Source organism: Acinetobacter populi, from assembly GCF_002174125.1.
Classification (GTDB): Bacteria; Pseudomonadota; Gammaproteobacteria; order Pseudomonadales; family Moraxellaceae; genus Acinetobacter; species Acinetobacter populi.
In genome coordinates this window covers 116,412-139,973 of sequence record NZ_NEXX01000005.1, presented here as the reverse complement: position 1 = coordinate 139,973, position 23,562 = coordinate 116,412, and the positions used below count along the sequence as shown (strand labels likewise).

At 36.3% G+C, this 23,562-nt stretch carries 20 protein-coding genes and 1 pseudogene; 11 read left to right on the top strand and 10 right to left on the bottom strand.

The features are described from left to right. Positions 1–65: 65 nt before the first annotated feature. Together CAP51_RS13415 and CAP51_RS13410 are read right to left on the bottom strand one after the other, a co-directional pair. Positions 66–665 (bottom strand): hypothetical protein, encoded by a 600-nt coding sequence (locus CAP51_RS13415; protein WP_087621265.1) that lies wholly within the window; start codon positions 663–665, stop codon positions 66–68. A gap of 1,405 nt (positions 666–2,070) precedes the next feature. Next, positions 2,071–4,224, bottom strand: coding sequence for a TonB-dependent receptor (locus tag CAP51_RS13410; protein WP_087621402.1), 2,154 nt, complete (start codon positions 4,222–4,224; stop codon positions 2,071–2,073). 351 nt (positions 4,225–4,575) lie between these two features. Between CAP51_RS13410 and CAP51_RS13405 the strand changes: the two genes are divergently transcribed. Then, positions 4,576–4,983: a cation efflux protein, CzcI-like gene (locus CAP51_RS13405; protein WP_087621264.1), complete on the top strand. Its 408-nt coding sequence runs from the start codon at positions 4,576–4,578 to the stop codon at positions 4,981–4,983. 47 nt (positions 4,984–5,030) lie between these two features. Next, complete coding sequence (locus CAP51_RS13400) at positions 5,031–5,762, top strand: TolC family protein (RefSeq protein WP_087621263.1); 732 nt, start codon at positions 5,031–5,033, stop codon at positions 5,760–5,762. A 189-nt stretch (positions 5,763–5,951) separates the two neighbouring features. On the opposite strand, the gene CAP51_RS13395 is transcribed toward CAP51_RS13400, so the two are convergent. Then, entirely contained in the window at positions 5,952–6,632 is a 681-nt protein-coding gene (locus CAP51_RS13395) for a type 1 glutamine amidotransferase domain-containing protein (protein ID WP_087621262.1), read from the bottom strand. A gap of 24 nt (positions 6,633–6,656) precedes the next feature. After that, on the bottom strand, positions 6,657–7,229 hold the full coding sequence (locus CAP51_RS13390; RefSeq protein ID WP_087621261.1) for a TetR/AcrR family transcriptional regulator: 573 nt from the start codon (positions 7,227–7,229) through the stop codon (positions 6,657–6,659). 376 nt (positions 7,230–7,605) lie between these two features. Between CAP51_RS13390 and CAP51_RS17730 the strand changes: the two are divergent. Both CAP51_RS17730 and CAP51_RS13385 read left to right on the top strand, forming a co-directional pair. Then, positions 7,606–7,725: pseudogene (locus tag CAP51_RS17730) on the top strand (IS3 family transposase); the annotation flags it as partial. A gap of 82 nt (positions 7,726–7,807) precedes the next feature. Further along, positions 7,808–8,194, top strand: coding sequence for a cupin domain-containing protein (locus tag CAP51_RS13385; protein WP_171294793.1), 387 nt, complete (start codon positions 7,808–7,810; stop codon positions 8,192–8,194). 504 nt (positions 8,195–8,698) lie between these two features. On the opposite strand, the gene CAP51_RS13380 is transcribed toward CAP51_RS13385, so the two are convergent. Together CAP51_RS13380 and CAP51_RS13375 are read right to left on the bottom strand one after the other, a co-directional pair. Beyond that, complete coding sequence (locus tag CAP51_RS13380) at positions 8,699–9,499, bottom strand: MipA/OmpV family protein (protein ID WP_228150491.1); 801 nt, start codon at positions 9,497–9,499, stop codon at positions 8,699–8,701. Between the two features lie 36 nt (positions 9,500–9,535). Next, entirely contained in the window at positions 9,536–10,210 is a 675-nt protein-coding gene (locus CAP51_RS13375) for a TetR/AcrR family transcriptional regulator (RefSeq protein WP_087621259.1), read from the bottom strand. A 280-nt stretch (positions 10,211–10,490) separates the two neighbouring features. Here CAP51_RS13375 and CAP51_RS17545 point away from each other — a divergent pair, with 280 nt between their 5' ends. The 4 genes from CAP51_RS17545 to CAP51_RS13355 all read left to right on the top strand — a co-directional run bounded on the left by CAP51_RS17545 (position 10,491) and on the right by CAP51_RS13355 (position 13,565). Further along, a complete protein-coding gene (locus CAP51_RS17545) occupies positions 10,491–10,937 on the top strand; it encodes a hypothetical protein (protein WP_087621258.1) in 447 nt (148 codons plus the stop codon). A 316-nt stretch (positions 10,938–11,253) separates the two neighbouring features. Next, entirely contained in the window at positions 11,254–11,451 is a 198-nt protein-coding gene (locus CAP51_RS13365) for a tautomerase family protein (RefSeq protein ID WP_087621257.1), read from the top strand. Between the two features lie 165 nt (positions 11,452–11,616). Then, positions 11,617–12,534: an alpha/beta fold hydrolase gene (locus tag CAP51_RS13360; RefSeq protein WP_245809168.1), complete on the top strand. Its 918-nt coding sequence runs from the start codon at positions 11,617–11,619 to the stop codon at positions 12,532–12,534. A gap of 107 nt (positions 12,535–12,641) precedes the next feature. After that, positions 12,642–13,565, top strand: coding sequence for a LysR family transcriptional regulator (locus tag CAP51_RS13355; protein ID WP_213062697.1), 924 nt, complete (start codon positions 12,642–12,644; stop codon positions 13,563–13,565). Positions 13,566–13,917: 352 nt separating this feature from the next. Here CAP51_RS13355 and CAP51_RS13345 read toward each other — a convergent pair whose 3' ends face one another. Further along, the gene (locus tag CAP51_RS13345; RefSeq protein ID WP_087621399.1) at positions 13,918–15,177 is read right to left on the bottom strand and encodes an OprD family outer membrane porin; all 1,260 of its coding nucleotides are present in this window, start codon (positions 15,175–15,177) and stop codon (positions 13,918–13,920) included. 367 nt (positions 15,178–15,544) lie between these two features. On the opposite strand from CAP51_RS13345, the gene salA reads away from it, so the two are divergent. The 3 genes from salA to CAP51_RS13330 all read left to right on the top strand — a co-directional run bounded on the left by salA (position 15,545) and on the right by CAP51_RS13330 (position 19,209). Beyond that, positions 15,545–16,822, top strand: a complete 1,278-nt coding sequence (salA, locus tag CAP51_RS13340) for a salicylate 1-monooxygenase (RefSeq protein ID WP_087621255.1) — start codon at positions 15,545–15,547, stop codon at positions 16,820–16,822. Between the two features lie 49 nt (positions 16,823–16,871). Continuing rightward, the gene (locus CAP51_RS13335) at positions 16,872–18,224 is read left to right on the top strand and encodes an MFS transporter (RefSeq protein ID WP_087621254.1); all 1,353 of its coding nucleotides are present in this window, start codon (positions 16,872–16,874) and stop codon (positions 18,222–18,224) included. Positions 18,225–18,315: 91 nt separating this feature from the next. Then, positions 18,316–19,209 (top strand): LysR family transcriptional regulator, encoded by an 894-nt coding sequence (locus CAP51_RS13330; protein WP_087621253.1) that lies wholly within the window; start codon positions 18,316–18,318, stop codon positions 19,207–19,209. A 711-nt stretch (positions 19,210–19,920) separates the two neighbouring features. On the opposite strand, the gene CAP51_RS13325 is transcribed toward CAP51_RS13330, so the two are convergent. The 3 genes from CAP51_RS13325 to CAP51_RS13315 are packed head-to-tail and all read right to left on the bottom strand — an operon-like array spanning position 19,921 to position 23,538. Beyond that, positions 19,921–21,234, bottom strand: a complete 1,314-nt coding sequence (locus CAP51_RS13325; protein ID WP_171294792.1) for an FAD-dependent oxidoreductase — start codon at positions 21,232–21,234, stop codon at positions 19,921–19,923. Between the two features lie 28 nt (positions 21,235–21,262). Continuing rightward, entirely contained in the window at positions 21,263–22,252 is a 990-nt protein-coding gene (locus CAP51_RS13320) for an alpha/beta hydrolase (RefSeq protein WP_087621251.1), read from the bottom strand. After that, a complete protein-coding gene (locus tag CAP51_RS13315) occupies positions 22,249–23,538 on the bottom strand; it encodes an MFS transporter (RefSeq protein ID WP_087621398.1) in 1,290 nt (429 codons plus the stop codon). Before CAP51_RS13315 ends, CAP51_RS13320 begins: the two co-directional genes overlap by 4 nt. Between the last annotated feature and the right edge of the window lie 24 nt (positions 23,539–23,562).

The following is a 23,562-nucleotide window of genomic DNA, read 5'->3' as shown; positions in this document are numbered from 1 at the left end:
CCCATAGAATGAATTCTAGATTTAAAAAGAATTTAATTTTCAAAAAGCTAAGTGATGCAAATTAATTATTCGTTAATTAATGCATTTAATCGTGCACTCCATATACTTGCTTCCCGATCTCCACGTACAATAAAACGTGCTTCAGGGTATTCAGGACTAGCGAGATGAACCACGATATGAATAAAAAGAGTTTGTATTTTCGAACCTGCATAGCTATTATCTTGATTTCTATACTGCGTAGTTTCTTGCATGGTAGATTGATGCCAAGAACGAACGTCTGAAAAGTCACAAATCAGTGCTTTAGAATTGGTAGAACCTAAAAAAGCAATTTTCTTTTGCTCAGTATCGATTACAATTCCAATCCCAGAATAATTATTGTTAAAACCTAGTTTTTTGAGTGCTTGCTCATATTGCTGCATGTTACTTTTGATAAAACCGATCCCAAATTTGATACAGATTTTTTGATAAAATGCGACTGCGCCTAAAACAGGAATTCCCAATAAAAATAGGGTTGCGAAAAAACTTTTAAAAAACGAACCGCTACCCCCTGAATCAAGTATTCCAAGTATAAATGCAATAATCACCACCCCAATAAATGCTTTTTTATACATCGACTTAAAAGTCTTTATTTTAGGTATTTCTAATTCAATCAGTTTTACAGACATATTTTTCACCCTTATATATCACATATCTATTTATCCGTAGTTTGAATTTATAGATTTAGTGATTATTTGTATGTTCTAACAAATACTTGGTATATCAACAATTAATATAAAAAGATTAACTAAATTAGTTCCTAATCTTATGAATCTATAAAATGCTGAGAAATTTAATATTGAAGAAACGGAGATGAAAAATTATTGGGCGTAATATAGCGTGCATAACATAACTCCTATATGCGAATAGAAGTTCTACCAAATCACTGTCAAATGATGGTGGCAGAACGAAAGGGGGTTGACAGACTGGGCATATAGGAACCAGCACGCACGAAGCGTCCCCCTCCCGTTCTACCGCAAAGGGGGACGAGAAGGTTTCGCACACAATACACACTGAGGAAGTATGAATTTGGTACGCTATACGCGACGGTCTGTCAAAACCGACTGGCAATGTAGGCCAGCTTGGTAATATTAATTTTATTCAAGATTTTAGTCAATTTAGTTTTTCTTTAAGGTATATAAAAAATATCTGCCAAGGTCAATAATTGCAAAATAATGGGTAAAATGACTATCCATTACTGTTCGTATCAAACCAGACATTCATATTCCTTAGACCATCAAAAATAGTCACATAGCTAATTTCGTCGATACCAAACGATTCATACTTACACCACGTTCGGCGGCTTCCTATGCTAGTTTTTGATGAATTATTGATGGAACACGAACAGCAAAACGACCACTATACATTTTTTATCTGAAAAAAGTGCAGTAGGTAATTTTTTATTATTAATGATCATATCCACTACAACTTCTGCAACTAGATCAACAATACCTGAAAATGTTTTTGACTGAACAGCATCAAACCAAGATAAGAATCAGTTGAGCATATTGTTTTTTAATACTCTAAATTCTTGCTCAGAGTACCTTTCCAATATGGTTGAATTAGCACAAAATCCCAATTTAATTTCTTTAAAATATTTTTTGATAGATATCATTTTTTCTGATTTAATCTAATGCAATATTTAAACTTACTGTACGCAGAAAAGAAATCGGTGAAACCAAATGACCGAATTGTTCAGGTTTTTGTAAAACTCGAAAATAAGTTTTATGTACAACTTCCATCGCGATACGTCGATTCTTCAGTTTTGAAGAAATATGATCGACAAGTTCATCATAATAATATAAGAAATCATCTGTTTATGAAGTTAACAACTCTGACATGTGTCATACTTATTAAAAAATAAATAATAATCATTATTTTTTAATTTAGAATTTTATGCAATGGTGCGTATTAAGATTCTACAATGTTATATAAATTTTTGGGTTTTCACAAATTTTTTCATTTTTCAAAGTAGCCTTAATTATATAAAAAGGCTACCTTTTGAGATAATCTCAATCTTTACTTAATGGCAACTTAAAAATAATAATTCACACGGAATAAATAGTTACGAGGTGTGCCAGGCATAGAACTCGAACGCCAGTATTCTTTATTCGTTAAATTATTTATAGCAAAAGTTGCTCCCCACTTATCATCTTTATAACCAAATGCGGTATCTAAACGTGTCCAACCATCTCTCTTTGTAGTATTTGCAGTATCTGTATAATAAGAACCAACATAGGTCGCACCAATTTCACCATAAATTTTATCTGTGGCTAGATAACGAAGGAATAGATTACCTGTATGCTTAGATGATCCACTAAATTGTTTACCTTCATTTGCAGGCGTAGCTTTATCTTCTTTAATTTTGGCATCTTTATAGCCGTATCCACCACGAATGTAAAAATCATCAAAGACCTTACCTGTAAAGCTTAATTCTATACCTTTAGATTGATGTTTTCCTGCAACTGTCCAGTTGTAAGGATCATTTTCAGCATCAGGACGATAGCGAATATTATGTTTGCTAATATCAAATAATGATAAATATGTAGTAAATTGCTGATTAAACCAGTCACTTTTCATCCCAATTTCATATTGATCATTATATTGCGGATCAGTATTCATGATATCTAAATTTTGGCTTGCACTGACTACACTAACACCAGAGTTTCCACCAAATGGTGCAAAACTACGGCTAAATGAGGCATAAAAACTATGATCCTCAACAGGTTGCCAGACAATACCTGCGTTCGGATTGACACGATCATCTTTGACAGTCCGCTTATAATTGGCATTTGAAGCATCTAATAATTTATTGGTCGTTGAATACTCCATATCATCATAACGCACACCGAGCATAACTTTGACTTCGGGCACGATAGAGATCAAATCCTGCATAAAAATGCCATAAGAAGTTGCTTCATTATAGTTATGTGTTGTGATGACATGTCCTTGACCACGATTACTAAAACGATCACCAGTTAATGGGTTTACAAAACCATAAATAGTTGAACCATCAGCATTCACATTCGATAATAACGGCTCACGTTGCTCATAAGAATAATCTATACCTGTGATGAGCTGATGTTTTAAAAAGCCAGTATTGAAATTACCTTCTAATTCTAAAGATCCTGCACGAGTACTATTTTCTGTTTGCTGCCAATAATAAGTTTGTCGTATATAACCTTCATAACAACCTTGCTTTGCTGCAGTTGTTGTGCCATTAGGATTAGGTTCAACCGTAGACGTACATAAACTTCCACCATAAAAATGATCAAAATTTTGATATGCTGAACGATCGCTTGCAGCAAAATGAATTTTCCAATTATCATTGAAATCATATTTTAAATCAGTACGAAAAACTTGTAATTGATCATAAATATAATCATCTTTTTGTGCATAGCCCATTTTAATTGAAGTACCATCAGGCATATTTTCAAAAGAAGGGCCACGATCGGGTACACGATTAATTTTGTCGTAAGTATATTGTGTTGTCCAAGTCAAGGTTTGATCATCATTACGATACGTAATACTTGGGGAAATCATTTCAGTTTTTGTGCCAATTCCTTTACGGAAACTATTCGTATCCCCATATTCTCCAGTCAAGCGAACTGCCCAATTATCATTAATTGTATTATTGAAATCAAATACTTCACCAATGTTATTATATGATCCTATATAAGCACCAATAGAACTTTTAGAATCAAAATTTGCAAATTTTGTGACCATATTAATTACACCTCCACCTCCACCGCGACCATACAATACAGATGCTGGACCTTTTAAAATCTCTATACGTTCAACATTTGCAGTACTACGGCGAACTTGTCCACTTTCTCGGTTACCATCTCGGTAAATATCACCTGTATCTGCACTAAACCCTCGGATTGAAATACCATCACCACGTGTATCATAAGATGTATCAATTCCGGGTGTACCTTGTAGCATTACGCTTAAATCATTTGCACCATAAATCTTATATTTTGATACATCAATCGTATCAATGGTTTGAGGAATATCCTTTTTATCTAAACCGTTACGTGTAACATTTGCTTGTTTATAATCTACGTAGGTTTTGATTGGATCACCATCATCCATTGCTTCAATAACAATAGTTGGTAAAACCACAGTATGTGTTGAATTATTTTTGGTTATATTTACGCTTGTTTCTTCTGCAAATATATTTTGCATTGAAATTGCAGCAATTGCTAAAGTCAGACAATGATAAGATCGATTCAATTTAATGCCCCAGCGTATAAATGTAATTCTAAATATTAAACGATAATTACTATTATTAACGTATTCATATTAATTAAATCTATTTTTTAGATTAAATTGTAGTCAAAATTTTGTCTTCGATAACTTGGATAAAAGAAATAATGGTAGATTTGATATACTCCCACCACTTTCGCTTAGCAATAGGAATCATAGCCATCGTATGAGTTTATAAGAAAGATGAAAATGATTTTGATGATGTGGCTTTACAATAGATATTGATGATATTATAAATGGAAGTATAGAATCACGTTTGACGATGTATTTTTGAAAAAAAAACCTATCTTTATCACAATTTTAACAGTCTTACTGCTATTCCAAAGTGTATGGAATATTGCAGCGGCATTCTGTGTGCATGAAAATACTGCTCAAATCGCCTCTACGCAACATTTTGGACACCATCAGGTCATGACACATTGTTCACAGGAAAAAACGTCTGTGAATAGCAATGATACGATGTCTGGAAATGTGAAGTCATTTTTCGCAAATGATCATCGCGATCATTTACCCTCGTACACGCATATTTTATTGATGCAAACCGATCAAACATTGGTTATACAGCACTTTTTTGAAGAGCAGAGCCGAACGAATATGTTTTGGCAAAATTTTTATCAATCGCCTGATTTAACAGGGCAAAACCCACCTCCTTTATTGTCCCCGCTATTGGTGGGGTAGCCAAAAAAATCCCACCACTTTCTAATTTTTAAAAAGGTGGGAATATAATGTTTAAAAAGAATGCCTTTGTGCATCGTTCGCGCAGTTTATCGCTCATGCTGCAAGCGAATATTATACTTGCAATGTCAGGGCTGGGCTTTTCTTCAGGGTTATGGGCAAATACATCTTTAAATTATCAACAAACGCTGGAAAAGGTGATTGCCTACCAACAGCAAGTTGATAGTTTTGCGACACAACAAGAGATTGCCAGTGCTCGGCTTAAGCAAAGTCAATTGTGGGCAAATCCTAGTGTATCAGTTACACAACAAGGTTTTGGTGGTAATCAGGATCGTGAACTTGAGATGCGTGTGAGTCAGCAACTCGATGTGTTTGGACAACGCCGTGCGTTAAAACAACTTGCACAGGTTGAAATGTCTCAGATTGAGATTGCCAAGACCTTATATGCAGCAGAAATTGCCCTTGCCGTTGAATATCTATGGTCACAAGTCGCATTGCAGCAAGAAGAGTTGAAGCTGAGTCAAAGCCAATTGACAACCAGTCAAACCACACTTGATGCGGCAAAATTACGTTATCAGGCAGGCAGTATCTCAAAATTAGACCAAGACCGTGTCCTCGTGATACATATTGAAAATCAACGGGCATTAAATATCGCTAAAAAACAATTGGCAAATTTATGGGGTGAAACGCAAAGCAATTTTGATCTGGATTTTGTACAAAAAAGTTGGCCATCGGATACTGGACAATTTGTACAAAATGCCCAAGCCAATAACATTTATTAACAAAGTCTGGCATTGCAGCAACAGCGTCAAGAGGCCCAAGCGCAATATTTAAAAGTTGCCAATCGTCCTAATCCGACCGTGTCTTTAGGTGTGGCACGTAGTCAAGCTTGGTGAACCTTGCTCAATCTGTGCCTGACGTAATCTTTGCAGAATATGGTTTAATTCGGTTTTATTCATGTTCATGTTTCCTTAAGCTTCAAGTAACTTTAATAATTGTTTTGCGGCTTCCTCTGAGCTGGCAGGGTTTTGATTAGTAATCAGGTGACCATCAACCAGCACAAAAGAATGCCAGTCTGTGCCTTTTTCATAATCCGCACCTTGTGCTTTAAACGTATCTTCAATCAAAAAATGTACTACCTGTGTGAGTTGTACAGCTTCTTCTTCACTGTTAGCAAAGCCAGTTACCTTTTTACCTTTCACGAATGCTTCGCCAGTAACTGATTTGACATTTTTGAGTACAGCGGGGGCATGGCAAACCAAGGCAATCGGTTTATGCTCGTGGTCAAATTGTTGAATCAGTTCAATGGACTGTTCATTATTTACCAAATCCCATAGTGGACCGTGACCACCAGGATAAAATACTGCATCAAAATCATCTGTTTGAACTTGGGTTAAAAGTTTGGTATTGGCTAAAAGATATTGTGCTTCGGAATCTTGACTAAAACGACGCGTTGAGTCAGTCTGGAAGTCGGGTTCATTGCTTTTAGGGTCTAAAGGTGGTTGACCGCCTTTGGGTGAAGCCAGCGTAATTTCAGCGCCTGCATCTTTAAACACATAATAAGGCGCAGCAAATTCTTCGAGCCAAAATCCAGTTTTTAAACCTGTATTACCAAGTTGAGCGTGAGAGGTTAGTACAATTAATATTTTCATCATCAATATCCTAGCGTTTTAAAATCAGTTTTCAGTTTTGCGATTTAACATAAATTCGGTTGCTTGAAGCGCTTGATACAAAGGCGTTTTATCTTTTTGTAATTTATAAAGCAGCGCAGCACCAAGCCACATTTGATATAAGACTTGTGCCACAGCGGCGGCATCTGCCTCAACATGAATCGAACCATCTTGTTCACCATGCTGAATCAGTAGCGCAATCTGTTCAATTAAATGCTTTACACCCGCATCCATAATGAGGCGCATATCTTCAGACAGATCAGCGACTTCTGCGGCCAATTTGACAATCAGGCAATGTTCTGCCCAACCGCCTTTAATCGCCTCATCTTCAATCCACATGTTGAAATAGCGTAAAATTTTGTGTTGGGCTGAATCAGTATTGTCCCAAAGCAAATTTAAACGCTGTTGATAATTGGCAATATAATGTTGTAACAATACACAGCCGAAAGCCTCTTTGGATTCAAAATAATGATAAAAAGAGCCTTTCGGGACGCCACAATTTTTCAAAATTTCCTGTAACCCCACGCCGGCAAAACCTTTGTGTAGTACCAATTCAAAACTGCTATCGAGTATATGCAGCCTTTTTTCTTCTGATTTTTTTTGCCTGTAACGTTGTCATCTTTTATCACCTTATAATTAATAAAGTAGACCGGTCGTCTATAGTGGTATGCAAATAAGCTTATCATGTCAATCACTTTAATTTACTCGATATACGATGGATTTTAATGATCGAAAAGTAGCAATGACTATTTTCTAAGCTTTAAGGTGTTTAGGTATTACAGTTATAAAAGACCTTAGGTAAAACATTAAGTTTTAATAATGACAATGGCTTTAACTGGCTACTTATTCACATTATGGACTGGTTTATAGCAACTAATTTCTTCATCTGCAAAATGGATTCGATATTTTGGGCGGTTTAACTCTGCTTTTCTTGATAGAAGGTTCCGATGACGAAATCCATCATATAGACTGGTTTAACAAAAAACGACTGCATAGTGCGATTGGATATGTGTCGCCATTTCAGTATGAATCGATGTATTATATTAAGATAAATCCGTTAGGTCAGGTAGCCTAACTTAAATAAACTGTCTCAGTTAAAGTCAGTACGGTTAATTTTATAAATTCACCTAATATAGTTTAATCATTTGAGGAAAATGATGAAAAATTGGACATTCTTACACCTATTTGTTGATGAAATGGGAATATCTCATGTTAATCATCACGCAACTCACGAATTGAATGCAACACATTTTGCTCCTCCAGCACCACCTATGCTAGTGTCAGAAACAATAGACACTCAATCTTTTATTATTATTGAACTGCCTGTCGGTTGGCAAGGTGGTTGGCACCCGAGCCCTAACAATCAATGGGTTATCTGTCTTTCTGGTAAAATGGGTTATCAAGCTGAAGATGGAACAGAATTTTTCTTAGATGCAGGTTCTTGCATTTTAACAACAGATACAAATGGGAATGGACACAATAGCTGGAATGCAGGGTCAACACCTATACAACTTGCAGTTATTCAACTCCCATCCCCAGATTAAAACTATTATCTAGCATTGGTTATTGCTGACCATGGGTTTTATGGAAATTATAATTACAACAGTTTAGGCTGAAGATAAAACAGTTGTATTGCGTCTAAACTGAGTTGGGACGTTGAAGAGGATTTATAACAAGGAAAATTAGTAGAATGTTTAAACAAATACAGTGATATTTTCTTTAAATTTATATCTAGCATTTGATGAATCTTATTTTTACCAAGACATAAAATTTTCTTAGATTTTTTAGTTGGTTACTTGCCTAGAAAAAGAATAACTAAGCTTATATCCATCGAGAATTGGGTTTATCGGCAGATTGACCAAGAAATGTGATCGAAACTATATGTTGTCATCATTCTAAATAAACTGTCGCCGATAAACCCAGTACGGTTCAGACTTATTTCGACCTATCATTAAGAATTTTATTGATCATTTTATTTTCAATAAAGATCATCTTCTGCCTCAAAGAGTTTCTAAATGATAGTGCGTAAGTCCTTTATATTAAAAAAATTAGAAACGATATAAATATCCCAGACCAATGACATATTGGCTAGTCCCATCATCTACAATGGGGCTATCTGTGATTGACTTGTCAAATAGCGTTGCGCCTGCATCGAGAAAAACACTGTGATGTGGCGAAATAACATAATCCATCCGCATCCCAACTTCTACACTACTTCCACTATCGCCTTTGTAGGCTGCACGATTTGCAGTTACTTCCGTTGATTTTACACCGTAGTAATAATCAACATATTTTTTGTCAAAGAATTCAACGCCTAATCGAGGTGTCAAACCAAACTGACCCATGGCAAAACGACGATCCACCAAAACTTTAGCACGAGACCCTTTACTATTACCCGATGCGTCTGATAATAATTCCGCTGATACATTGGCAATATCAGTTTTCCATTCAAGTGCACCACCCAACCATATACTCGATTTACGTTCGTCCATACCCATCAAATATGGAGAATCCTTGCTCTCATAGCCATCTCCTGAGTAGCGCGCCCGTGCTCGAAGAGAAAGAGACTCGTTTGTATAGAGTTTGACATCCAGTTTTGGTACAGAGACATTGATCCATTTGTTGTCATAATTTACTACTGGAAAAAACACATTATCGGTATCCATATCCTGATATACTTTTTGTACAACAACGCCACCCACACCTAAAGCTAATGTGGATTTTTTATCAGGATTTGAGCTTTCACTGGCAGAGTACGCATTGGACGTGCCAAAAATGAAAAGGCTACAGATCATGATTGCCCGTATTGGGAGATTTGCAATCATGGTATCTTGATTTACTTGATTCATATATTACCTCGGTAAAATGATTTACGATAATTAAAACTATTGAGCTTTATATGCTCTTAAAAACACATCTACTGCCCGATCAACAATGCCCTCTATTTCCTCATCATTTAAATCAGGTTTAATATTCAATAAACCTAGTTCCAGTACTTCCGATTCCAACAAACCTCGAAAATGTAAAGCCATAATTGAGGGATTCGCCCTGCGAAAATGACCTGCCTCAATTGCACTGGCATAATATTGCTCTACAAGTTTTAACGCCTTTACAGGACCCTGTTCGTAAAACATTTTTCCGATTTCAGGATTTGCCGATGCAGCAATCACCATTCTTGTTGCAGCAAAACGATTCGGTGTATGAAAAAATTTAAGAACATATTTCCCAAATTTTCTCAGCGTGATTTCAACATCCTGATCTGGATCTAATATAAACGTTGCATCAATGACTTCTTTGGGTAAATCGTTGGTGACGCTTACACCGATACTTTTATAAAGGAAAGTCATCACCTGATTTTCACGTTCAGCTGCTATTTTTGAAATGAGCTCAGAATACAGGGCATCTTTGGATTCAAAATAGCGATATAAGGTTGCTTTTGAGCTACCGGCTTTTGCGGCAATTTCATCCATTGATGCACCACCAAAACTTAATTCCTGAAAAACCTCCTTTGCCACCTTAAGGAAAAGGTCACGTTTAACATCACTTTTTTGTCGAGCCATCATACTTACCAATATTAAATATAATCCATAAATATCAAAACACTAATGCTTTTTTATCGATAATAATCTATCTGCATTCAGGTTTATTTTTTGGATTGATTTGTGTTAAAACAAAACTAAACGGTATCGTTTTAATTGTCAATATTTTTTACTAAAATTTTTTGCTGTCGGGTGAGTTAAGGGTAGGGGAGAATAAATAGTATGGCTCAAGTGGAGTAAAGATCTTCTGAGGATCCGTAACAGTGTTAATATTTATTGAGTAAAGAAAAGAGTTAAATTAATGAGATACTCAAAAGTAAATATAATAAAAGCCCTACTACTTGCGCCTTTACCATTACTGTTTCTTATAGCATTACTCTTTATCGTTGTAAATCGTGAATACAGCCTATATTCGATTTTCGTGGTTTTTGTAGGGCATGGTCTTGTTTACTTGGCTTATTGTATTTTGACTGTACCTTTCAGTTTTATATTCTCAATTCTTTTAAATCGTTATAGTGTTCTTAACTTGCTAAGCATCTGTATCAGCTCACTAGTTATTGCTACACCATTTTTTGTGCTTTTTGGATGGAGCCATACAGGCGAAATTTCGAGAGAATGGTGGAAGATGTATACCAATACATGGACTATTCTTATGGCTTTATTTCCTGGCTTATGTTATTGGCTATTTCTGATTAATCTAAAAGATAAAAAATCAAAAACTATTGATCGAACGATGGTCAGTCTTTAATTTTATTTTCATGAAATGAAATAGGTCAGATAACAGTTTTTTATTTTACAAATGATTCCACCATTGAAACTAACTTGCCTGAGAATTTACTTCAATCTTTGATGTTAATCAAATTATTGAAAAAATGCAGGACTTTTTTAGATTTGGACGAGTATAGCATGTTTAAATCCTGCATAAATCTTTTTTAATGGTTACCTTCAGACCTCATTTTTGGGATTGTGGATTTTTTTTCTACAATTTGACGCCTTTGACTGCATTTATTGATGCTGCACAATTCATTACACTGAGTTTCAACTTACTTAGAAGGTGAAAGATTATGCCAGTTGTAAATATCCAAATGTTTGATGGTCGCGATGAAGCAAAATCTGCGATTGCCAAGGAAGTGACTGATTCGATTGCCAAACATGCCAATATAGATCCAAAGTATATTTATGTGATTTTTAATGATGTTTCGGTAGATAATTGGGCAATATCCGGAGAATTATTCTCTGATACCCTGAAGAAACAAGGTTAACATTGCGAAGAGTAGGTGCAAAGCTCATCTACTTTTTTACTCATGATATTACCCTGTGAATGATTGGATAGTGGTGGAATGATGAATAAAGTGCATATACTTTTATTGAGTATGTTTTTGGCAAGCACTAGCTCGGCTATTTTTGCCAGAAATGCTGTTGATGTATTGGCACAGGATTATGCATTTCCAAATAAGATAAATGGTTTTCCAGAGAAATTATCCGATTTTAAAGGATTAGAAATTAAAAAATTCAAGACCAGTGATCAGGTGAATATAGCCTATTGGGAAGCAGGAAAAGGTACGCCACTTGTTTTTATACCGGGATGGTCTGCAAATGGCGCAGAATTTATTAATATTATCTATTTATTGAGTAAACATTATCATGTGTATGTGATAGATCCTAGAAATCAGGGATTATCTGACCAAGTTGATTATGGCTCAAGAATCTCTAGATTGAGTATGGATTTGAAAGAATTTCTGGATCATAACAAACTGGAAAAAGCAAATCTGATTGGCTGGTCTATGGGCGCATCAATCATTTGGGGGTATATTGATCTTTTCGGCACGGACAAGATCAATAAATTAGCATTTATTGATGAACCGGTGTCTATATATGCTCATGCAGATTGGACTGAGGAGCGACGTTTAAATCTCGGTGCAATGACAACATCGCCAGAGCGCATGATTGCTGCGTTTACCAAAAATGAACCAACCAATCAACTCGTCGTGGATATGAATGTATTTGTTCGATACCAAGTCAATGATTCTCTCTATTTCCAGAATTCTGAAGAATTTGCACAAACAGTCATTCAGAATTCACCAGAGAAAATGTCGGCAGTATTATTTGATCATGCAACTAATAACTGGGAAGATGTGATTAAATATAAAATAAATGTACCAACGGCTATTTTTACTGGTATATATAGTAACAATGTGCAGAGTCAAAAATGGATGAATTCCATGATTAAGCATTCAAAATTATTTATATATGATGATGAGCATGCGGATCATTTCCTCGCATTTAAAGATCCAATAAAATTTTCTAAAGACCTTGGTAACTTTATCGAAGCAAAAGAAAATTAAAATTGAGAAAATATTGTTAGTTAAAATAAAGATTTAGTTTAGGCTAGCAATCTGCTCCATACGGAAATTTTTAATATGCTAAATTTTTATTGAGGCGCAAATCAAAAATGGTGTCTTCTACTATTTCATTAGATTCTTTCCAAAGCTTGATTTATTTTGTTACGGTTGCTGAAGTCAATAGTTTTACGAAAGCCGCAGAAGACCTTGGGATATCCAAATCAGCTGTTGGAAAAAGTATCAGTCGATTGGAACAGCATTTGGGTGTACAACTTTTTTATCGAAGCACACGAAAAATGTCATTAACCACTGAAGGGGAGCAATATTTAAAAAGTTGTCTTGATGCATTACATACCTTGGAGTCTGCACAAAATACTTTACGTGCCAATCTAAAAGATCCATCTGGTATTGTAAGGATTGATATGCCTTCTGCATTTGGACGAAAGGTGATGGTTCCCATACTAATGGAAATGTCTGATGAATATCCTCAACTAAATTTTATTATTACCTTCAACGATAAAGTTATTGATCCCCAGGATTTTGGTTTTGATTTGGCGATCAGATTTGGTGAAGTCAAAGACAGTTTAGACATCGTTGCAAAATATTTAAATGATCAGCAACTGGTATTATGTGCATCAACCGAATATTTAGAAAAAAATGGCATTCCTGAAACACTGGAAGATTTGCATCAGCATCAATGTTTGGTCGTTTGGCGTGGTGCAAAACCATTAGGATGGCTACTCAAAAATGAAACTTTAGATGATGTTCGATTTTATCCAAAACCATTTCATCAGATCAGTGATGGTGATGCCATGGTCGATGCTTGTTTACTTGGTGCTGGAATTATGCAATTTCCATATTCACTGGTAAAAGAACATATTGCGAATAAAAAACTACAATTAATTTTAACAGCACTGAATCCCGAACCAACCCGATTGAGCCTTATATGGCCACGCACTTCTGTTTTATTGCCGGGCCTACGTCATGTCATCAAAAGGCTAATGGATTTATCTGATCAACACGCATTTAAATAGTTGATCTGCTTTTGATAACTTTGAGTCAAGGGATTGACAAAAATACGTTTTTCCCATTTAATAATCGTATTTTTTGTCAATTTTAAATTGTGTCGGGACAGCCCGAAAGGAATATCCTTTCTCAAGCTTTGCCAATATTTTCTTTCTAAAATGTTCTTAATAAATCATTTGGTCACAGTATGCCATTTATAGCAGTTTTACTATAGAAAAATGGATTTAGATAACTTTCTTAATTATCATTAGGAAAATCATTTTCTTATATTGACCGTACTATCACGAGCAAGAGAAGAACTTGAATATCATGTTGAATAATATTTTCGTGATAGTACTTTATTTCATTGGTAGAAAGGAATTAAAATTTCTTTGTATAATTTACAAACAAACGGTCTTCACCAAAATCATTGCCATGCTTTATTTTGTAATCAATACGAATATATTGCAAAGCAAGCCCTTTTAAATAGGGTTGTTGAAATGCATAGTTAATGATTAGGTTAGACTCGCTTTCTTTGTTTTTTTCTCCACTAGCTGTTTTAAAACTATTGCCATAAACATATTTCACTATTGCATTTAAACCAGATATATAGTTTTTAAAATCATACCCATAAATAAAATGGTAGGACTTTTCATCTTCTTTAAAGAAGCCGGTCGTATTCCAGTTAATAAAATAAGTCTCTGGCAAAAAACCATCGGGTAAAGGATAAGCTGACTCTCCAATAATTTGTTGGTAACCTAAACCGAAAGTGTGATTTTTTATTTTTAGGGTTTCCAGCAAACCAATATTTTGAGCATTAATATCAAAGGTATTGCCGTCATCTTTGGCATTGAAATATTTAAATTTAGAGCTAAGTACAAACTTGGGCTGTTTCCATGCATGTTCCAGCCCGACATAATGTTTGTTGTATAAATTTTCTAAGTTGCCAAAGTAATATTCACCTTTAAGTGATGGGCTAAGTTGGTAGCGTAAATCAATATAATTTAAGCCATCGGAGTATTGGGTTACTCCATTGGAGGTAAAAGAAAATTTATAAAAATCTTCTTGGTTTCGTGGAGAAACTTTTTCTATTCGACCAATTTCAGCATAGAGTTGATCTGTAAGCTGTGACTTTAAATTGGTTCCCCAATATGATGTGAGTAACTGACGACTAGCATCAACTGCGGTGACGGGTAAATCTAGCCACAGTTCCCCGATACTGAACAAGGTTTTATCATAGCCAAGTTTTATTGTTGCACCGTATTTTAAAAAGTCAGAGGCTTGAGATTGTGTTTGAGAATCAAATGGTAAAACGGTATCGGCAATATGTTTATCCGAGCTTAAACGTATCGCATATTGTACCGAAGCATCCACTCCGATGGTCATTGGTTTATCGAAAATTTGTAGCGGAGTATCATGCATTTTTGAGGTATGAAATAAAGATGCAGCTTGTGACCAACTTCCTGTATCTTTGAGGTTGGAATAATCATAATCACGATTGATATAGGCATTTTTTAAGGTGAATTTCCATTCATCTTCGATGGGTGCTATAGCATTTGCGGCAAAGAGTGTGGTACTGGTGGCGCTACTCAGCACGAATAATATGGGAAAAGCGAAATATTGTACTTTAAAATGTGGCATAAAATAATCTTCCATCGTCTTATTTATCCTTTACTTCCAATTTGTGAAGGACTGTTTTATTAAATTATTTTCTTTATCGGGTGGAGTCAAAGACTTGACGGGTATATTTTTATATTTTAAAGGTATGGTAAAGATAAAAAAAGACAACTATTTTTTTAAATAAGTGATATCTTTGTAGAAAATTTGTCTTGAATATTAAATAATGAGAATGTTATTTAATTTCTCTTGTTGTAAGCTTTATTTTAATTGGAATTCGGGTTATTTAATTTTTGAATAACTTAATGGAAAAAATATTAATTGGACTTTAATAAATAATTTCTAAAAAATGAATATGTGAAAATAACAGTGATGTTTAAGGATAAAACACATGAATACACGTATTCGGATTGCCGTGGTTGGTGGTGGTATTGCTGGTCTTGCTTTTGCGAGTAATTTAAGTAAGCATGCCCATTTAGATATACAAATGTTTGAAGCTGCTGCTCAGTTTTCGGAAATTGGAGCAGGTATTTCTTTTGGTGCAAATGCAGTTAAAGCGATTGAGTTGTTGGGTTTAGCAAAAGAATATCATACCATTGCAGATACGGTTGCTGCGCCTTTTCAGGATGTCTGGTTTCAATGGCGTAATGGCTATACTGACGAATATTTATCTGCCTCGATTGCTGAGGGTATAGGTCAGTCTTCGGTACACCGTGCGGATTTCTTGGATGCGATTATTCCTCACATGCCAGCACAAAATGTACATTTTTCAAAAAGGTTGGAATCTATTGAAGAGCGGGACAATCATATCATTTTGCATTTTAGTGATGGAAGTAATCATGAATGTGATTATCTGATTGGTGCCGATGGTATTCGTTCAGTTGTTCGCCAATATGTATTAAAGACTCATGGTTTGCCTGAAGTAAAACCAGTTTTCTCAGGTACATGGGCATATCGTGGAATCATTTCGTATCATTCATTTAAAGATGCCTTGCAGAAAATGCAGGGTGATACTGATTTGGCTGATATTCCGCAGATGCTGCTTGGGAAAGACAAACATATTTTGACTTTTCCGATCAGAAAAGGCGAACAGATTAATATTGTTGCTTTTTGCTCAAATCGAGAAGATACCGTACTACCGCCAGATACCCCATGGACACGGCCTGTTGATAAAGCACAAATGTTGGCTGATTTCTCTGATTGGAGCGAAAGTTGCCAAAAGTTACTGGATTTGATTGAACATCCAACCATTTGGGCTTTACATGAGATTGAAGAGCTTTCGACTTATCAAAGTGTATCAGGACGTGTCATTCTCATGGGAGATGCGGCACATGCCATGTTACCTCATCAAGGGGCTGGAGCCGGGCAGGGTTTGGAAGATGCAGTAATTCTTGCAGGATTATTGGCTAAAAAAAACTTAAAGGTGGACCAATTGGGTGATGTATCTGAAATTTACCAAAATTCACGTTTAAAACGGGCTTGTCTTGTACAAAAAACATCACGTGAGTCTGGTGAAATCTACGAGTGCTATTCATCACAATATACATCTTTTGCACAAATCGGTGAGCATCTTGAACATCGTTTTGACTGGTTATGGCAGCATGATCTGCAACAAGATCTAGCCAATGCTCAACAACAATTACAACAACTTGGGATAGTGACTATTTAACAGTTAACAGGATTTTTGTTTTATTCACAATTTGCTAAGGAAAGCAATGATGGAAAAATTAAATGCGAATCAACTGATTGATGACGCAAGATTAACGCCATTACATTGGCGAGTGATTTTGTTGAGTGCGCTGATTATTATTTTCGATGGATATGACTTGGTAATTTACGGTGTTGCCTTACCACAACTGATGCAGCATTGGCAGCTGGATAGTATGACTGCGGGCCTACTCGGCAGTGTTGCATTATTTGGCATGATGTTTGGTGCTATGCTGTTTGGCAATCTCGTAGATAAATTAGAGCCTTATGGGTTTAGTCGTAAACGCCTGATTATGTTATGCGTTCTAATTTTTAGTGCTTTTACCGTATTATGTGGTTTTGCTAATAGTCCAAAAGAGTTTGCGATCTATCGCTTTGTTGCAGGGCTGGGCTTGGGCGGTGTGATGCCCAATGTGATTGCCTTAATGACAGAATATGCACCGAAAAAACTAAGATCCACCTTGGTTTCATTGATGTTTAGCGGTTATGCAATTGGTGGTATGGGATCAGCACTTTTGGGTATGTGGTTGGTTCCTCAATTTGGCTGGCAAATCATGTTTATTTTGGCAGGTATTCCGCTTATTTCATTACCATTTATTTGGAAATACTTGCCTGAGTCGATTGATTATCTGGTGCGTCAACAGAAATGGGAAGATGTTCACCGTGTGTTGCAACAACTGGCACCTGCACAAACGATAGATCGCCATACCGAAATTGTCTTGAATCATGAGAACCAACAGGCTGCCTCTCGTCCTTTGCTCGCTTTATTTAGTGAAAACCGTGCGTTAGTGACGATCTTTTTTTGGCTAAGTGTATTTATGGCATTACTGCTGGTATATGCATTAGGCAACTGGATTCCTAAACTTATGGTTGAAGCAGGCTATGATTTATCCACGAGTTTGGTATTTCTACTGGCACTGAATTTGGGTGGTATGGCTGGTGCAATTGGAGGCGGTTATTTCGCTGATCGCTTTCAGTTGGGTAAGGTGATTTGTGTATTGTTTCTGGCCGGTGCAATATCACTTTACTTATTGAGCTATGCATTGCCGATGATAATTCTATATCTCTGTGTTGCCGTTGCAGGGGCTGCTTCTATTGGTGGACAAATTTTATTACTTGCGCATATGGCGCAGTTTTATCCATCGCCGATCCGCAGCACTGGCATTGGTATGGCGTTGGGTGTTGGGCGGATTGGTGCAATACTTGGTCCGATTTTATGTGGCTGGATTTTAAGTCTGAACCTACCCATTGAATATAATTTTATTGCACTTGCAATTCCTTGTTTGCTTGCAACGTTGAGTGTGATAGCGATAAGTATCTGTATTCGATCTATGCGAATTGCACTGGATTCAAAGGTGACATAATAGAATAACCCTTTGTTATTCATATAAAACAGACTAGACTTTAAATAAAGAAAATGAAGTCTTTGTTTAGAGAATATAAAGGATCAGTGCCATGGATTTAGGTTTGATTAAGGTTTTTGTTTGTATTTATGAGTCTCGTAATATTGGTAAAGCAGCTGATAAGTTAAATCTAAGCCAGCCATCGGTCACTTATAATTTGAATCGTTTACGTGATCAGCTCAATGATGTACTGTTTATTCGAAGACGTAGTGGTGTTGAGCCAACCAAAATGGCTCATGAGCTTTATCCTATATTTCATCAAGCTATTTTTAATATTGAGTCGGCAATTGCTGAAGTTCAGGCATTTCATCCAGAGACTTCTCATAAAACATTTCGAATTGGTTTATCTGATGTAGGTGAAATTTGTCTTTTACCAAGTTTAATTGCCTTTTTACAGCAGGCAGCTCCAAATATCAAAATTGAAATTGAAGAGATTGAATCTGCTAAAGTCGAACAATGGTTAATTGATGGCTTTCTGGATTTGGCGGTTTTTAATAGCAGTAAAACCATGATGTCAAAAATAGAAACGCGAACTGTATTTGAGGAGCGATATGTTTGTATTTCCAGAGCCAATCATCCGAGATTAAAAAAAGAACTAAGCCTAGAGCAATATCTACAGGAAGATCATATTGCGATTAAATCTTCGACTGGTCATATACAGGTTGAGCAGACACTCAAAACCATGAACTTAAAACGTCATATCCGTTTGGAGGTGCCACATTTTAGTGTATTGCAAGGTGTTTTACAGTGTTCCGATATGTTGGTGACACTACCATCACGCGCGGCTCAGCATTATTTGAAGCATAGCAATAATGTCCAAATGTTTGAGCTTCCATTTACGATGGATTCCTTTAAGGTTAGTCTAAACTGGTTTAACCGCAGTGATGATATTGTCGCAAGAAAATGGTTAGCTCAATCTGTTTGGCAAATATTTCAGTATCTTTAAAAAGATAGAATTGGATTTGAAAATTAAACTTAGGTTATAATCTAAACTACATTTAAGTAGATGATTTTAAAAATATTATCAACTTGAGCAGGATTTAGGCTATTTTGAGATATTCAGGTAGATATCAAAATATAGATGTCATTATCTGTAATTTATTTAATCAAATCAATTTGTCATTCTAGGCGCCAAAGTAGCAGTATAGGGTTTGGGCAATGTTGACGGTGAAGCTGCCCGACTGTTTCAGGAAGCCGGTGCCATCATCACGAGTATTCAGGACCATACTGGTACAAATCGATTATCCTGAGGTATTGATATTCCAAAACTACTGGACTATTTACAGCAAGTTGCGGGTGTAGCAGGACTTGAATGCGTACAGGTCATCAGTAATGATGATTTCTGGACCCACGGACATGGATATTTTTATTCCTGCGGCACGGGAGGGTCACTGTTGAAAGAGCGCAAAACATCAAGGCAAAATTAATCATTTAAGGTGCCAATTGTCCAACCTATATCGAGGCCGATGATATTTTAAAACAAGGAAATCATGTTGCATTAAAAGAAAAACTTACCGATTTTACGGTTGTTACATCAGAAAAAGCCATGAAAAAATTGAATGAAAAACTCGATAGCATCACCTAATCTAATTTTTAATAGGACCGCAATATGTCTAAACAATCGACATATTGCAGTGATTTTTAAAGATATCTGGAGTTATGAGGTCGTTTCTTTTAATTTTATTTGAGATGTTGCCTCCTCAAATCGATTTTTAATATCGCCCATTTGAGCATCAATTTTATTCATATCAACACCCTTGATTTTACTAGCATCTTTCCAGCGTGAATTTTTACGTAAAGTATCCCCAATGAGTTTATGAGAGAAAAGTAATACGCGAACCCCTATTTCAGGATTATTTCCGGCAACTTGAGCAGCCTCACAATCCAGTTGATGTTGATCTATATTTTTTTCCCCAATTACACGCAAATTTTCCTTTGCTCCTGGGGTAACCACTTCCCAAAAAACACGTTGCCGTTCTTCGGAATATTTATCTAATATATCAATACTTTCCTCATTTCTAGAGATAGCACCCAATAAATCTGCTAATATCATCGCATCCCAAATGCCCCCTGATAAGCCCAAGCCGCCAATTGGACTGGTAATATGCGCCGCATCACCGGCTAAAAGTACATGACCTTGTCTAAACGTAGAAGCTGCTCGTTGGTGTAATCTATATTGTCTTAAGGTAGAAATTTTATATTGTGCACCTTCGGGGATAAATGGACGCGCACAATTCTCTTCAAAGCGCTCTGCAACTTTTTCTGGATCTAAATCTGCATTTTCTGAATAGGCTATACGCCACAAATCAGTTTTTTCATCAATAATAACGACGACACCATTATGTTCTGGGCGTGCTATAAAATTTGTTGCACTATAACCATGATCGTAAAGTTTTGCGTGAATATTTGCTGCGACAAATCGAATTGGCCAAGTCATTCCATCAAAATGAATATTCATTTTTTCCCGCACGGATGAACTTGCACCATCTGTTCCGATAAGCCATTTAGACCTGATATCAAAGCGACCTTCTGCATTCTCGACGGTTGAAATTACACCATCTTCAACATCCTCGAAATTAATAAATTTTTGACCAAATTGAATTTCAACGCCTAGTTTTTTTGCATGTTTGATACCTAATTCAGCCAGTTTATCTTGACCAATATGTAGGGTATAAGGATAAGATAACCCCTCTAAAATATTCAGGTTTATTGTTACCTTTTTATTCAGAATCGGGAAGTGTTGAGAGATTTGTTTGCCGACTGATGCAATATTTTCTAAGTCTGTTAATAATCCTAATTTATCGAGTGCATAAATAGTAGAAGGAAAATAAACTGGGGCTCGAGGTGCAGGTATGATTTCTGGTGACATTTCAATAATCGTGACTTTCAGATTTTCTTGTGCAAGAGCAAGCGCACATAAGATCCCAACAGGGCCACAACCAACAACGAGTACGTCTGTATCATAATTCATAATAAATTCCTTTTTAAAATTAACTAAATCAGTTTTCCGATTCATTCGGTAATTTGCTTTTGATTAAATCAATTACAAATTGAGCTATTTCATCACTGTTTGTTTCTCCGATCATAAAGTGGCCATTTCCGTACATGCCATGTTCAGCTAATTTGACATGTTCGACTAAGGCACCATGTTGTTTTAAGAATTCAACCGTAAGTGGGTCAGCGGCATTCATAAAAGATGCTTCCCCAGTTAAAATTGCGATAGGTATTTCTGCTAGTGCATTAATTGTTTGAAATGAGTCTAAAATCTGGTCAGCTGATGGTGCTGATGTGGTAAATTGAAGAGGACTTGCCGTAATTCCCCACTCAAGTGCCCCTAAGCCAGGAAAGGGTTCTGAAAATGGTGGGCCTAAAGGTTCGATACTAATGATCGCTTTAACCAAGTCAGGGCGTTCATCCGCAATTACCCATCCACATGGTCCTCCCATGGAATGGGTGACTAAGATACAAGGACCAATTTGATCAAGCAATTCTGCACCACCTAAACGAGCAAATTTTTCAGTTTCGGCCAAGGCTCCAATGACTGGACCGGCCCCAGCCATAAATTGATCAATAGCTTCTTTATTATCAGGCCAATTTTTTGCAAGCTTTGCCCATTCACCTCCAATATGTGATTTGGGTTGAGTAAATAAATCTTGAACCAATTCATACGTTAATAGAGAAACAGGTTCACCCAGAGCTTCTGAAAATGGTGATCTGCCATGACCTGCCCGATCAATGATGTAAGTTGAAAAACCTTGTCTTAAAAAGTATTGAGCCCATCCTGGGCGTCCATCAGGCGTAGAAAGAAATTCACAGCCTTGTCCGCCTCCTCCGTGAATAAAGACAATTGGATACGGGAATTTTAATTCTTGAGGTATTTGATATTGAACAGACATTGCACCATATGCAATTGTGCCAAGCGGTGTATTATGGCGTTGAATACCTGTCCAAAAATGACCTTGCTTGAGAATAGTTACTGGACTGTTCATTTGCTGCTTCCTGAAGTTTTAACTTTATGTACCGAATTGTTTAAAAAATGTTTTTGTATTAGTCGAGGCGCCGTTTCTTTAATAAATAAACTAATAACCATCCCTGTCATTGTCCCAATCAGACTTAAATAAAAAATATTTTGAATACCGTAATTTTCGGCAATTAAACCTGATATGAAAGGTGCTACGCCTCCACCAAAAATTTCTCCAGCTCCAACAACGAGTCCAATAGAAGAGGCGACTAGACCAATCGGAGCGGATTCTGCGGCAATAGGACCACTCAGTAAGGCTATTAATCCTAAGCTAAAGAATGAAAGAATGAATAAATAGATGAATAATGTGGATACTTCAGCAGTTGAATTTGCGAAAAAATAAATAAAGATCGTTGATCCTAGAAAGCCAAGAAAAGAAGCTTTTTTTCGACCAATCCAATCAGAAATTGTGGGGAGTAAAAATTGACCTAGAAAACCACCAAAACCAATTGCTGATACAACGATTCCCATACTTTGAGAATTTAATTTCAAATAGTTTTCTAAATAAAGTGGCACCATGGCACTAATTACAAAAACACATGACATGGTACAAAATAAACCCAGCATGCTAAGCAATATGTTTCTGGTTCTAAGCAATTGTCCCCAATGTATCTTTTCTTTCTGATGACTGATCTCATTATGATTTGAGAGAACTTGCCCACCTTGAGTATCTTGTGGTTCTTTAATAATGAAGTACATAAAGGCTGCTAAAATTAATCCTGGAATGGCAACCACCCAAAACACTTCGCGCCATGATGGAACAACCAGAAGTAATTGTGTCGCAATAATAGGACCTAAGCCTAATCCCAACAAGGCAAATCCACTTTGCTGAAGGCCTTGCAGACTCCCACGACGTGAAGGTTTTGCTGCTATTGCAGTAGCGGCGAAACTGGTAGGACAAAATGCACCTTCAGATACTCCCATAATGGCTCTTATAAAAATTAAGCTGATCAGTCCAGTCGCAGTACCGGAAAATCCAGATGCAATTGAAAAAATAATGAGAGATGGAATGAGTATTTTTCGATGGCCAATACGGTCAGATAGATTTCCCGCTAGGATTGCAAAAATTCCCCACGTTATTCCTAATGCACCAAAAATCAAACCTATATCGGTATAATTTAAGTCAAGATCTCTCATAATTGATGGCAGTAATGGTGCAATAATCCATCGATCCAATCCGACTAAACCAAATCCTAATGAAAGGAGGAGTACCGCTTTCCATTCATATTTTGTATCCCATTGCTGTGGTTTCATATTAATTTCTTCCGATTCATCCAT